The organism is Nocardioides sp. YIM B13467, assembly GCF_042788075.1.
GTDB lineage: Bacteria > Actinomycetota > Actinomycetes > Propionibacteriales > Nocardioidaceae > Nocardioides.
Genome location: NZ_JBHZPJ010000046.1, coordinates 4,563,731 through 4,576,761 on the forward strand (window position 1 = coordinate 4,563,731; position 13,031 = coordinate 4,576,761).

General features: G+C 69.0%; 10 protein-coding genes. 3 read left to right on the forward strand and 7 right to left on the reverse strand.

Translation table 11 applies throughout. The features are described 5' to 3' along the window. The first annotated feature begins 132 nt into the window (after positions 1 to 132). Entirely contained in the window at positions 133 to 2,952 is a 2,820-nt protein-coding gene (locus tag ACFX43_RS29180) for a M4 family metallopeptidase (RefSeq protein WP_378840727.1), read from the forward strand. Positions 2,953 to 2,979: 27 nt separating this feature from the next. On the opposite strand, the gene ACFX43_RS29185 is transcribed toward ACFX43_RS29180, so the two are convergent. The 5 genes from ACFX43_RS29185 to ACFX43_RS29205 form a co-directional block, all read right to left on the reverse strand. Next, entirely contained in the window at positions 2,980 to 3,501 is a 522-nt protein-coding gene (locus ACFX43_RS29185) for an SPFH domain-containing protein (RefSeq protein WP_378840733.1), read from the reverse strand. Positions 3,502 to 3,557: 56 nt separating this feature from the next. Further along, positions 3,558 to 4,487, reverse strand: coding sequence for a hypothetical protein (locus ACFX43_RS29190; protein WP_378840736.1), 930 nt, complete (start codon positions 4,485 to 4,487; stop codon positions 3,558 to 3,560). Positions 4,488 to 4,627: 140 nt separating this feature from the next. Then, positions 4,628 to 6,793 (reverse strand): 3-hydroxyacyl-CoA dehydrogenase NAD-binding domain-containing protein, encoded by a 2,166-nt coding sequence (locus ACFX43_RS29195; protein WP_378840740.1) that lies wholly within the window; start codon positions 6,791 to 6,793, stop codon positions 4,628 to 4,630. 17 nt (positions 6,794 to 6,810) lie between these two features. Continuing rightward, positions 6,811 to 8,022, reverse strand: coding sequence for an acetyl-CoA C-acetyltransferase (locus ACFX43_RS29200; RefSeq protein ID WP_091043431.1), 1,212 nt, complete (start codon positions 8,020 to 8,022; stop codon positions 6,811 to 6,813). Positions 8,023 to 8,061: 39 nt separating this feature from the next. After that, on the reverse strand, positions 8,062 to 8,655 hold the full coding sequence (locus tag ACFX43_RS29205) for a MerR family transcriptional regulator (RefSeq protein WP_378840746.1): 594 nt from the start codon (positions 8,653 to 8,655) through the stop codon (positions 8,062 to 8,064). Positions 8,656 to 8,788: 133 nt separating this feature from the next. Between ACFX43_RS29205 and ACFX43_RS29210 the strand changes: the two genes are divergently transcribed. Next, positions 8,789 to 9,952 (forward strand): acyl-CoA dehydrogenase family protein, encoded by a 1,164-nt coding sequence (locus ACFX43_RS29210; RefSeq protein WP_378840754.1) that lies wholly within the window; start codon positions 8,789 to 8,791, stop codon positions 9,950 to 9,952. A 12-nt stretch (positions 9,953 to 9,964) separates the two neighbouring features. Here ACFX43_RS29210 and proC read toward each other — a convergent pair whose 3' ends face one another. Beyond that, a complete protein-coding gene (gene proC / locus ACFX43_RS29215; protein WP_378840758.1) occupies positions 9,965 to 10,813 on the reverse strand; it encodes a pyrroline-5-carboxylate reductase in 849 nt (282 codons plus the stop codon). Between the two features lie 56 nt (positions 10,814 to 10,869). Here proC and ACFX43_RS29220 point away from each other — a divergent pair, with 56 nt between their 5' ends. Beyond that, a complete protein-coding gene (locus ACFX43_RS29220) occupies positions 10,870 to 12,489 on the forward strand; it encodes a Coagulation factor 5/8 type domain-containing protein (protein ID WP_378840761.1) in 1,620 nt (539 codons plus the stop codon). A gap of 26 nt (positions 12,490 to 12,515) precedes the next feature. Here the strand turns inward: ACFX43_RS29220 and ACFX43_RS29225 are convergent, their stop codons facing one another. Continuing rightward, a complete protein-coding gene (locus ACFX43_RS29225; protein WP_378840764.1) occupies positions 12,516 to 12,920 on the reverse strand; it encodes a hypothetical protein in 405 nt (134 codons plus the stop codon). Positions 12,921 to 13,031 lie beyond the last annotated feature (111 nt).

Consider the following 13,031-nt stretch of genomic DNA (forward strand, 5'->3'; position numbering starts at 1 on the left):
CCTTCGCAAGCCGCGGAAATACGGGCGACGGCACCCGCGCCCGCCTGGGAGACTTCTGCCGCTGGTTCGGGCCGGCGGTCTTGTCGGCCCGTGAACCTCCTCCGGGCCGCTCCCACTCCCGAAGGAGTCGAAGTGTCACCTCGTAGACGCGTCGTCGCCCTGACCGCGACTGCGCTTGCCCTCGGTGGGCTGAGCGTCATTTCGATGACCTCGCCCGCCTCCGCCGAACCCGACCCGGTCGCGACCTACCAGGACCGTGCCGGCGTACCTCTCAGCATCCATCGCACTGCCGACGGCGACGCCGACTTCATCGGTTCGAAAACCGAGGCCATCGACCCGCTTGGCGCCACCGTCAAGCCCGCGAAGGCGGCCCAGACCCACCTCGACCGCGCCGCCGAGGCGCTCGGCACCGAGAAGACGGACCTGCGCGAGAGGTCGACAAGCAAGGCCGTCGGCGGCGGGTCGGTGACCAGATACGAGCAGTACGTCGCAGGCCTCCCGGTCCTCGGCGGCGAGGTCGTCGTCGGGCTGGACAAGGACCGCGGCCTCACCTCCGCGGCCACCAACCTCTCCGACGCCAAGACCGCCGAGGTCACCGAGCCGGACGAGTCCACGCGCGCGAAGGCGAAGGCAGCAGCGAAGACGGTGGTCGCCAAGTCCCACCACGGAGCCACCGGCCTCACCGTGAGCGACCAGGGCACCTGGCTCTACGACCACGACCTGGTCCGCGGTCCGGAGATCGGCGAGACCAGCGTCTTCCGGTTCTCGGTGACCAACGGCTCCAGCATCCGTGAGACCGTGCTCGCCGACGCCGGCACCGGCCGCGTACTCATGCACATCAACGAGATCGCCCACGCCAACCGCCGCATCTGCGACAACGCCAACGTCCGCGCCGCGGCGAACGGCTGCGCGGACACGAGCCTCACGGTCAAGCGGCGCGAGGGCGATGCGCCTTCCGGAATCGCCGACGTCGACAAGGCGTACGACATGCTCGGTGCGACCTCCGACTTCTACGCCTCCCTCGGGCTGGACCTGACCGATGAGATCGGCTGGTCCGATGGCGTCACCGGCAAGGCGGTCACCGCCACGACCCGCTACTGCGAGCTGACAGAGCCGGGCTACACGCCACCGTGCCCGATGGACAACGCGTTCTGGAACGGTCAGCAGATCTACCTCGGCCAGGGCCTGGTCGTCGACGACATCGTCGGTCACGAGCTGACCCACGGCGTGATCGAGAACAGCTCGAACCTCTTCTACTGGTACGAGTCCGGCGCCATCAACGAGTCGATGGCCGACATCATGGGCGAGATCGTCGACCACCGCTACGCGACTCCCGGCGACTCCGCGACCGACTGGCGCATCGGCGAGGACTCCTCCTTCGGCGCGATCCGCGACCTCGCCAACCCGACGGTGCACGACCAACCCGACCGGATGACCAGCTCCCTGTGGGAGGCCGACGACCTCAGCTACTACGCCGACGGCGGCGGGGTGCACACCAACAGCGGCGTCGGCAACAAGACGGCGTACCTGATCTCCCAGGGTGGCACCTTCAACGGCGTCACCGTCACCGGTCTCGACGTCGGCGACCCGACCCTGCAGAAGACCGCGGCGCTCTACCTCTACACGATCCAGCACCTCGTCTCCGGAAGCCAGTACGCAGATCTCGGCCGCACGCTGGCGAACGCCTGCGGCACGCTCTCGGCCGCCGGCACCGCCGGCTTCGTCGCGGAGGACTGCATCCAGGTCCTGCGCGCGACCCAGGCGACCGAGCTCGCCAAGTCGCCCACCAAGGCCGGTGCGACCCGCCCCGCGGAGGCGCCGAACACCTGCCCCGCCGGGAGCACCGGCAAGGCCGGGATGGCCACCCCGACGCTCACCCGCGGCGGACTGTGGCACCAGGCACCCGACGCCGCCGAGGGCATCCCAGCCAACGACCGCGACGGCAACGGCTCGGACTTCGGCTGGAACCCTGACCCGGACTACGGCGACCCGACGTCCAGCGGCCTGACCACGGCCGGCATCAAGGTGCCTGCCGGCAAGCGGACCTATCTGCGGTTCAGCCACTGGTACCTCTTCGAGTGGTACACCGGCAGCGACCCTGCCTACCCGGCGCCGGAGTACTACGACGGCGGCGAGGCGCGCCTGCTGGTCAACGGAGTTGCGACCGCGATCCCGTCCTCGGCCTGGGTGAACGGGCCTAAGCAGAAGCTGCTCCTCAACAATCCCTCCAAGCCGCTGACCGGCTTCGGCGGCGACTCCAACGGGTGGATGAGCTCCCGCGTCGACCTGTCCTCCTTCGCCGGCAAGACCGTCCAGTTCCAGTGGGTCGTACGCGGCGACAGCGAGGGCTCGCAGATCGGCTGGTTCATCGACGGGCTCGAGCTCTACACCTGCAACCCGCTGACCGTCGCGAACACCGCGGCACCGACGATCAGCGGCACCCGGCGGGTCGGCTACACCCTGACCGCGACGAAGGGCTCCTGGAGCCCGACCGCCACGACGGTGAAGTACCAGTGGCTGCGCAACGGCGTCGCCATCTCGGGCGCCACGGCGTCGACGTACAAGCTCACCGGCTCCGACCACACCAAGGAGATCCGGGTCCGAGTGACGGCGTACGCCTCGTCCTGGCCCGCCGCCAACCCAGGAGTCCGGGCGAGCGCTGCGACCGCGAGGATCGCGGCCGGCTATCTCACCGCGGCCACGCCGACCATCGGCGGCACCCGCAGGGTCGGCTACCTGCTCACCGCCTATCCGGGCACCTGGAAGCCTTCGGGGATCACGTTCTCCTACCAGTGGCTGCGCAACGGTGTCGCGATCTCGGGTGCCACCGGGAAGACGTACCGCCTTCGGTCCGTCGACCGCGGTGACCGCATCCGCGTCAAGGTGACCGGCCGCAAGGCCGGCTACTACACAAAGACCGCCACCTCGGCGGCCACCAGCACCATCCGCTGACCTGGTCCGGCCCGGCGGTGGCGGCGCTCAGCCGTCATCGTCGGGCCGGCCGGGATGCAACAGCAGGTCGACCTCGTCGATGACCACATCGGTCACCACACCGGCGGCGAGGCCGTCGATCCGGATGCCCTCGATGGCGGCCACGAGCCCGTCGCCCTCATCGGTCAGCCGCGCCGCGGGCCGGGCGCGGACCGCGTCGGCGACTCGGCGCTCCAGCGCCGTGTGCAGGACGGCACGCGGGTCGATGTACGCCGCGCCGACCCGAGGCGGGTCGACCTCGACGGAGAAGGTGGCGAGGACGCGTACGTCCCGGCCGTCGCCGGTCCGGGTCCGGACGACGATCGCGATCTCGATCTGTCCGGTCGGCCACTCGAGCACCTCGTGGAAGCCCGGGATCGCCAGCGTCATCGCGTCGGAGGCGATCCGGACGATCCGCCGGTGTCTGGTCACCACCAGGCACTCACCACGGCGGGCCCGGCGCAGCAACGACGCCACCACGAGGCCGACCGCGATCGCCGCGATCACCAGAACCGTCGCCATCTCCCCCATGGCTCCGAGTCTTCTCGGCCCACGCGCCATTCCGAATGGGCTCTGCCACCCATTCGTCAGGGCCTGCGTACGCCGCCGACCCAGCCCTCGACCATGCCACCCCGCGTGCCTTGGACCACGTACGCCAGCGGCTGCCCCGACCGCCCGGGATAGCCGTCGTACGCGGTGAGCCACCGGCTGACGTCGTCGAGCACGCGGTCGCCCTCGGCGGCCTCGACCAGGACGGTCAGCGGATCGTAGGGAGCTGACAGCTGCGCGGTGGTCACCGACGGGCGCGCGGAGGCGTCCACCACCAGCTTCACCGCGATCGGGTCGGGGACGTCGTTGGACCGGTACCAGGCGTGGCCGCCGAACAGGTCCACCGGACGCTGCCGGCTGCGTGCGACCGTCGCGATCTGGACGAGTGCGTCCTTCGGCGCTCGTACGTCAGCCTTGCCGGGGTCTTTGGTCTGCGGCTGGGAGGCGCTCAGCGACACCGACGTGGCCCCGGCCTCGCGCAGCGCGACGGCATCGGCGAGCGCATCGTCCACGGCGTCGAGCGGGTCCAGCCCACTCGCGCCCACCCAGTTCTCGGCCGACCCGATCGCGAACGACGCGCTGGTCCGGTCGGGGCCGGCCTCCGGCACGAGCCGGGCGATCTCGGGCTCCAGCAACCGGAGCACCTCACGGCCGGCCTCGGCCGCCTCCGGTCCGGACAGGTCGCCCTCCAGGGTGACCTCGAGACGGACGGAGTGCTCCCAGCTGTCCGCCTCGCCGAAGTTGTCCCCCGGAATGCGCCGGGACTCGTCGACGGCCGTGACCTCGCGTACGCCGTGGACGGATCGCCACTCGTCGGGAAGCTCGAGATTCGTCGAGACCGTCTCGGCCCCGGTCTCCGGAGTCACGAGCATCACGACCGCGCATCCGGTCGCGATCAGCAGGACGAGCCCGACGATCACGACGCCCACCCGGAACTCGCGCCTTCGTGTGCTCCCCGGCATCGCCACGTACGTCCTCCTCGACCTCACGGAAAGGCAAAGAGTCGCACGGGCGGAGCCGCATCAGCCCCGCAAATGGTGAACCGGCACGGTTCCTTCACAGGATCCGTGCCGGTTCACCACATTGCGCATGGGTCAGGCGGGGCTGGTCAGACCGGGAGGGCCTCACCCTTCGCCGCGAGGTCGCGGAGGTACTGCGTCGGGCGGAACCGCTCGCCGTACGTCTCGGCCAGCTCGTCGGCACGAGCCAGGAACGCCTCGATGCCGATCGAGCCGTCAGCGGCCTCGTAGCCGGTGATGAACTGGGCCGCACCACCGGTCTGCGGCGGGAAGCCGATGCCGAAGATGGAGCCGATGTTGGCGTGCGCGGCGGAGGTGATGACGCCCTCCTCGAAGCACTTCGCGGTCTCCAGGGCCTCGATGAAGAGCATCCGCTCCTCGGCGTCCTTGATCGGGATCTGCTTCTCGGCGACCGGGAACACGCTGCCGAGGTCGGCCCAGATCGAGCCGCGCTTGCCGTCGGTGTAGTCGTAGAAGCCGGCGCCCTTGAGCTTGCCGGAGCGCCCCGCCTCGATGAGCGGGTTGAGCACCTTCTCCGTGGTGGTCAGCTCCTCGACACCGGCAGCCTCGCGGGTCGTACGAGCGATCTTGACCATGAGCTCGTGGTTGAGCTCGTCGGCGATCTGCAGCGGCCCGACCGGGAACCCGGCCTGGGTCGCGGCACGCTCGAGCGAGTAGGGCGCGAAGCCCTCGGCGAGCAGCTCCAGACCTTCCTGGATCTGGGTGCCGATGACGCGCGAGGTGTAGAAGCCGCGGCTGTCGTTGACGACGATCGGGGTCTTCTTGATCTGCTGGACCACGTCGTACGCCTTGGCCAGCGCGACGTCGTTCGTCTCGGCACCCTTGATGATCTCGACCAGCGGCATCTTGTCGACGGGCGAGAAGAAGTGCAGGCCGATGAAGTCGGCCGGGCGGTCGATCCCCTTGGCGAGCTCGGTGATCGGCAGCGTCGAGGTGTTGGAGCAGAGCACCGCGTCCTCGTTGACGAACGGGGCGATCTCGCTGAAGACCTTCTGCTTCAGCGCGACGTCCTCGAAGACCGCCTCGACGACGACGTCGACACCGGCGAAGTCCTCCGGCGCGACCGTCGCGGTGATCCGGTTGAGGATCTCGTCGGCCTTCTCCTGGGTCAGCTTGCCGCGCGAGACCGCCTTCTCGTTGAGCTTGGCGGTGTAGGCCTTCCCGCGCTCGGCCGACTCGATGGCGACGTCCTTGAGGACGACCTCGGCACCGGCCCGGGCGAAGGAGTACGCGATGCCAGCACCCATCATCCCGGCACCCAGAACACCGACCTTCGTCGCGGTGAACTTCTCGACGCCGTCAGGACGCAGGGTGCCGGCGTTGATCGCGCCGAGGTCGAAGAAGAACGCCTGGATCATGTTCTTCGACTGCTGGCCGGTGACCAGCGAGGTGAAGTAGCGCGACTCGATCCGGGTGGCGGTGTCGAAGTCGACCATCGCCCCCTCGACCGCGGCCGACAGGATCGCCTTCGGGGCGCGCATGTCGGACTGCTTGAGCTGCTTGCGCAGGATCGGCGGGAACGCGGGCAGGAAGCCCGCGAGCGCCGGCGAGGTCGGCTTGCCACCGGGCATCTTGTAGCCGGGCTTGTCCCACGGCTGGGCGATCTCGTCGGGGTTGGCCTTGATCCACGCCTTCGCGGCGGGCACGAGCTCATCGGGGGAGGAGACCAGCTCGTGGATCAGACCCTTCTCGAGGGCAGCGGCGGGCTTGAACTTCGTGCCCTGGCCGAGGACGTCCATCAGCCCGGTCATGATGCCCAGGAGGCGTACGACGCGGGTGACGCCACCGCCGCCCGGGAGCAGACCGAGGGAGACCTCGGGCAGGCCGATGTCGTAGCGGGCGTCCAGCGCGATGCGGTGCTGGGTGGCCAGCGCGACCTCCAGGCCGCCACCGAGGGCGGCGCCGTTGATCGCCGCGACGACCGGCTTGGGGAAGGTCTCCAGCTTGCGGAGGGTCGCCTTGATCGACTCGACCTCCTCGAAGACCTGGGCGGCGTTCTCCGGCCGCACCTGGATCATGTTCTTGAGGTCGCCGCCGGCGAAGAAGGTCTTCTTCGCGGAGGCGATCACGACGCCGGTGACACCGTCGGCCTCGGCGTACAGCTTCTCGACGGCCTCCGCCATCGAGGTCTTGTACAGCTCGTTCATGGTGTTGGCCGACTGGTTCGGGTCGTCCAGGGTCAGCGTGACGATGCCGTCGGCATCGCGGTCGTACTTAACGGCAGACTCAGTCATCTCTTCGCAAACCTCTCTCAGACCAGCTCGACGATCGTGGCGATACCCATGCCGCCACCGACACACAGCGTGGCGAGGCCGCGCTGCTTGCCCTGACGCTCGAGCTCGTCGACCAGGGTGCCGAGGATGATGGCACCGGTCGCGCCCAGCGGGTGACCCATGGCGATCGCGCCGCCGTTGACGTTGGTGACCGACTCGTCGATGCCCATGTCCTTCATGAACCGCATCGCGACGGCGGCGAACGCCTCGTTGATCTCGAACAGGTCGATGTCGTCGACGGTGAGACCGGCCTTGGCCAGCGCCTTGCGCGAGGCCGGGGCGGGGCCGGTGAGCATGATCGTCGGGTCGGCGCCGGAGACGGCGGCCGAGATGATCCGGGCACGCGGGGTGAGCCCGTTGGCCTTGCCGGCCTCTTCAGAGCCGATCAGCATCAGCGCGGAGCCGTCGACGATGCCGGAGGAGTTCCCGGCGTGGTGGACGTGGTCGATCTTCTCGACCCAGTGGTACTTGGCCAGCGCGACATCGTCGAAGCCGGCCTCCTGGCCCTGCTGGAGGAAGGACGGCTTGAGGCCGGCCAGGGTCTCGGCGGTGGTGCCGGGGCGGATCAGCTCGTCGTGGTCGAGCACGGTCAGGCCGGTCTGGTCGACGACCGGGATGACGGCGTCCTTGAAGTAGCCGTTCTCCCAGGCGGCGGCGGCCCGGGCGTGGGACTGAGCGGCGTAGCGGTCGACGTCCGCGCGGCTGAAGCCCTCGAGGGTCGCGATCAGGTCGGCGCCGATGCCCTGCGGGACGAAGCCGGTCTTGAGCGCGGTGTCGGGGTCCTGCGCCCAGGCGCCGCCGTCGCTGCCCATCGGCGCCTTGCTCATCGACTCGACACCACCGGCGAGGATGAGGTCCTCGAACCCGCCGCGTACGCGGGAGGCGGCCTGGTTCACGGCCTCGAGCCCGGAGGCGCAGAAGCGGTTGAGCTGCACCCCGGCGGTCGTCTCGGGGAGACCGGCCTTGATGGCGGCGGTCTTGGCGATGTCACCGCCCTGCTCGCCGACAGGGGTGACGACACCGAGGACGACGTCGTCGATCCGCTCGGGGTCGAGGTTGGGGTTCCGCTTGCGCGCCTCGTCGATCAGGCCGACCACCAGGTCGATCGGCTTGACCTCGTGGAGCGCTCCGGTCTTCTTACCCTTCCCGCGCGGCGTGCGCAGGTGGTCATAGATGAATGCTTCAGCCATGCGCCGATTGTGACACTAAAACTGTCACAGTCAACAGGTTCACGACAGATTGCGGGAGATCGTCCGGTTCACCGCGTCCTGGAACGACACCACGATGGCCTCGGTGGTCAGCTGCCGCAGCCGCGGGAGCACCTCTTCGAGGTGCTTGGCCTCCTCGGGGCTGTGGTGGGTGCGCCGGAACGGGTCGACCACCTGGTCGCGCAGGATCGTGTTGAGCTCGTCCGCGAGGTCCGCCATGAGGCGTGAGGTCGCTGCGTACGCCGCTGCCAGCGCGTCACGGGGCAGCCCCAGCGCGATCAGCTCACGCCCGATCCGGGCCTGGATGTCCTCGGTCGGCTCGGTGGCCCAGGAAGTGATCATGGCGCGCTGCATCGCGAGGTCCTCCCGCGTGATGTCCGCGGGGAGCCGTCCGAGGTAGCGCTCGATGGCCTGCAGCGTGAACCCGTGCTCCTGGAGCGCGGTGACCAGATCCAGGCGAGCGCGATGCTCGGGACCGTAGTAGGCCACCCGCCCGCGGCGGATCGGCGGCGGGATCAACCCGAGGCTCGCGTAGTAGCGCGTCGTACGCACCGACAACCCCGTGACGGTCGACAGCTCATCGATCGTCATCAGTTCCTCGGTCGTCTCCGTCATAGTCAGGGACCGTAGACCAAACGGTTGCGACTTCGCCAGTGTTACTGTCACAGTTGCTCCGTCACCACCCGAGAATGCGGTCTGTGTCACAGACGTGAGGCACGGTGAGTGCGACTGTCTACGAAGGAGTGTCATGCCCGAGAAGCCCACCATCTACGCTCCATCCATTTATGAGGCTGAGCACGAGGACTTCCGCGCCACGGCCAAGGCCTTCTTCGAGAAGGAGGTCGCCCCGTTCCACGATGAGTGGGAGAAGGCCGGCATCGTCCCCCGCGAGCTGTGGAAGAAGGCCGGCGACACCGGGCTGCTCTGCTTCGACGTCGACGAGGAGTACGGCGGCCCCGGCATCAAGGACTTCCGATTTAATTCAGTCCTCCACGAGGAGATGGCGAAGATCGGCGCCAGCGGGCCTGGGTTCTTCGTGCACACCGACATCATCGTCCCTTACATCGAGTACCTCGGCACCCCGGAGCAGAAGGCCCGGTGGCTGCCGGGCTGCGTCTCCGGCGACATCATCACCGCCGTCGCGATGACCGAGCCGGGCGCCGGCTCGGACCTCCAGGGCGTACGCACCACCGCGGTCGACAAGGGGGACCACTACCTCCTCAACGGCTCGAAGACGTTCATCTCCAACGGCATCAACGCCGACCTGGTCATCGTGGTCGCCAAGACCAACCCCGACGCCGGCGCCCACGGCATCTCCCTGCTCGTGGTCGAGCGCGGCATGGAGGGCTTCGAGCGCGGCCGCAACCTCGACAAGGTCGGCATGAAGGCGCAGGACACCGCCGAGCTCTCCTTCACCGACGTGGTCGTGCCGAAGGAGAACCTGCTCGGCGAGGAGGGCTCCGGCTTCATCTCGCTGATGACCCTGCTGCCGCAGGAGCGCATCTCGGTCGCCTCGATCGCGGTCGCCGCGGTCGAGCAGGTCCTCGAGCTCTCCCTCGACTACGCCCGCACCCGCGAGGCCTTCGGCCGCCCGATCGGCCGGTTCCAGAACACCGCATTCACGCTCGCCGAGATGGCCACCGAGGCCTACCTCGCCCGCCTGTTCCTCAACGACGCCGTCACCCAGCTCAACGCCGGCACCGCCGACACCGTCCTGGCCAGCATGGCGAAGTGGTGGACCACCGAACTGCAGAAGAAGTTCGTCGACCAGGGCGTCCAGATCCACGGCGGCTACGGCTACATGATGGAATACCCGATTGCCAAGGCGTTCGTCGACAGCCGCATCCAGACCATCTACGGCGGCACCACCGAGGTCCAGAAGCTGATCATCAGCCGCCACCTCGGGCTGTAACGCTGGTCGCGGCTAGGAGAGCTCCTTGGAGCGTACGTAGGCGGCACGGGTGGCCTCGAGGAAGGCCGCCCGCAGGCCGTTCTGCTCCAGCGCGCCGAGCGCGGCGGCGGTGGTGCCGCCCGGGGAGGTGACCTGCTCGCGGAGGATCGCGGGGTGGGTCCCGCTCTCGAGCAGCTTGGCGGACCCGGTCAGAGTCTGGATGACCAGCGTGGTTGCGTCGTCCCTGGTCAGACCCAGGTGGACGCCCGCCTCGATCCACGCCTCGGCGACCATGAAGACGTACGCCGGGCCGGAGCCGCTGATCGCGGTGACGGCGTCGATCTGCGACTCGGGGACCGTGACGACCTTGCCGACGGCACTCATCAGGTCGGCCGCGGCCTCGATGGCTTCCGGCGTCGCCTTCGCGCCACCGGCGACCGCGGACATGCCTTCGCCGACCAGCGCCGGAGTGTTGGGCATGACCCGCACGACCGAGACGCCGTCCGGGACGGCCGGCTCCATCGCGGAGGTCGGGACACCGGCGGCCAGCGAGACCACCGTGGTCCCCTGCCGCAGCGACGACGCGATCGACTCCAGCACCGGCACGACGCCGTAGGGCTTCACGGCCAGCACCACCACGTCGGCCTCGGCCGCAGCCTCGGTGGCCGGCAGCGTACGGATGCCGTGCTTCTCGCGGAGCGCGGCGGCCTGCTCCTCACGCGCCTCCACGACGATGACGCTCTCCGTGGCGTGACCGGCCTCGAGGAGTCCGGCGAGGACAGCCCCACCCATGTTGCCTGCACCGATGATCGCGATCGTCATGCTCGTCAGTCTGTCAGAGCGGACGACCTGCGGAGATATGGCCCCAAACGGCCCAAGCAACTGCTAGGTTGCGATACCCATAGCAGTAAATATGCCGCTGGTCATCGGGAGGCCACATGCGCATCAGACGTACGTCCCTGCTTGCTGTGATCGCCCTCGGGGTGACTGTCGCGATGATGGGTCCACCAGCCTCTGGCGACGATGTGGAGCGGCGGCTGCCGTCGCCGGAGTCCGAGGTCAACGTGACCGGCGAGCCGTTCACCGGGACCGCTCCGGACGGCACGGTGCAGGGGCTGATCGACGCCCACAGCCACATGTTCATGCAGGACGGGATCGGTGGCGCGGCGGTCTGCGGCAAGGCCTGGTCGGCGGCTGGGATCGCGGACGCGCTGAAGGACTGCCCCTCCCATGGGATCGCCGGGGAGACCGCGCTGCTGGAGAACCTGACCCGCACGGGCAGCCCGCTGGGGTTCCACGACACCACCGGCTGGCCGTCGTTCGCCGACTGGCCGGCCTACGACTCGCTGACCCACCAGCAGATGTACTACCGCTGGGTCGAGCGCGCCTGGCGCGGCGGACAGCGGATCCTGGTGGTGCAGCTGACCAGCAACAAGGCGCTGTGCGCGATCAACCCCGGCACCCACCAGTCCTGCGACGAGATGACCGCGGTGCGGAGGCAGGCTCGGGATGCGTACGACACCCAGGCCTTCATCGACGCGCAGTACGGCGGCGAGGGGCGCGGGTGGTACCGGATCGTCACCGACGCCGAGCAGGCGCGCGAGGTGATCGAGGCCGGCAAGCTCGCCGTCGTGCTCGGCGTGGAGACCTCCGAGCCGTTCGGCTGCTCCCAGAAGCTGCGGCTGCCCTCGTGCACCCGCGCCAACATCGACGCGGGGCTCGACGAGCTGAAGTCGCTCGGGGTCTCGTCGATGTTCCTGTGCCACAAGTTCGACAACGCGCTGTGCGGGGTCCGCTACGACGAGGGCACGACCGGGCTGCTGATCAACGCCGGTCAGTTCCTCACCACCGGGACGTTCTGGACGCCGAAGGCCTGCGACCCCGGCCAGCCGCACGACAACAACCCGCGGCTGGTCGACCGTCCCGCCGAGCTCGCCTGGCTGCCGCAGCCGCCGATCTACCCGGAGGGCACCGTCTGCAACCCGCACGGCCTCTCCGCCCTCGGCGAATACGCCCTCCGTGGGCTGATCAAGCGCGGCATGATGGTCGAGGTAGACCACATGAGCGCCAAGGCCGCCGGCCGCACCCTCGACATCCTCGAGGAGACCGACTACCCCGGCGCCCTCGCCAGCCACTCCTGGATGGACGAGCGCTACCTCGACCGGCTCTACGCCCTCGGCGGCTTCTCGACGATCTACGGCCACAGCACCGACCAGTTCCTGGCCGAGTACGCCCGCACCGCACCCGTCCGTGACCGTTACGGCGCCGGCATCGGGTTCGGCTTCGACATGAACGGCTTCGGCGGCACGCCTGGCCCGGCGAAGACGCGCGTCAGCTACCCGTTCCGCAGCTTCGACGGCGGCTCCGTCGTCGACCGCCAGGTCACCGGCCAGCGGATCTGGGACTACAACACCGACGGCGTCGCCCACTACGGGATGATCCCCGACTACCTCGAGGACCTCCGCCTCACCGGCGGCCAGGACGTCGTCGACGACATCGTCCGCGGTTCCGAGTCCTACCTGCGTACGTGGGCGGGGGCTCAGGCCGCCGCCCATTAGCCGCAGCCGCCATGAGGTCGGTGGGTTCAGTCGTCGTCTCTCGTACGTCTCAGCCAGCCGCCGCCGAACAGGGCCCAGACGACGAGCAAGGGTTGGAAGAACAGCCGGATCAGCCGCTTGCTGTCCGTGTCGAGACCGAACGCGTCGACGCCTTCGACATATTGCGCGATGTTGCCGGGGAAGATCGCCACGAAGAACGCGGCAAGCAGCGCTCCGACGAGACGTCGCCTACTCGGCAGCAGGACGAAGGCCAGCCCGAGCCCGATCTCGACGACGCCCGAGCCGACCACCGTCAGGTCCTCGTCAACCGGGAACCAGTCGGGCACCTGCGCTCGGAACTCTTGTCGCTGGGTGGTCAGATGCGCCACCCCGGCGCCCACCATGATCACGCCCAGCAGGATGCGCGCTGTAGTCCGCGCGGTCGAGGTCATCGCACCACTGTAGGAGAACGCGCAGGAGCCCGGCAGACTCGACACCGCTGCTGACCGAGTCGGCTCGTCCTGACCTGAACCAGCGCCGAGTCGGCTCGTTATGACGAGCCG

Coding starts and splice junctions, on each gene's coding strand:
- ACFX43_RS29185 (WP_378840733.1), bottom strand. CDS start 3,501: ATGGGGGAGATGGCGACGGTTCTGGTGATCGCGGCGATCGCGGTCGGC.
- ACFX43_RS29195 (WP_378840740.1), bottom strand. CDS start 6,793: ATGACTGAGTCTGCCGTTAAGTACGACCGCGATGCCGACGGCATCGTC.
- ACFX43_RS29200 (WP_091043431.1), bottom strand. CDS start 8,022: ATGGCTGAAGCATTCATCTATGACCACCTGCGCACGCCGCGCGGGAAG.
- ACFX43_RS29205 (WP_378840746.1), bottom strand. CDS start 8,655: ATGACGGAGACGACCGAGGAACTGATGACGATCGATGAGCTGTCGACC.
- ACFX43_RS29210 (WP_378840754.1), top strand. CDS start 8,789: ATGCCCGAGAAGCCCACCATCTACGCTCCATCCATTTATGAGGCTGAG.
- ACFX43_RS29220 (WP_378840761.1), top strand. CDS start 10,870: ATGCGCATCAGACGTACGTCCCTGCTTGCTGTGATCGCCCTCGGGGTG.
- ACFX43_RS29225 (WP_378840764.1), bottom strand. CDS start 12,920: ATGACCTCGACCGCGCGGACTACAGCGCGCATCCTGCTGGGCGTGATC.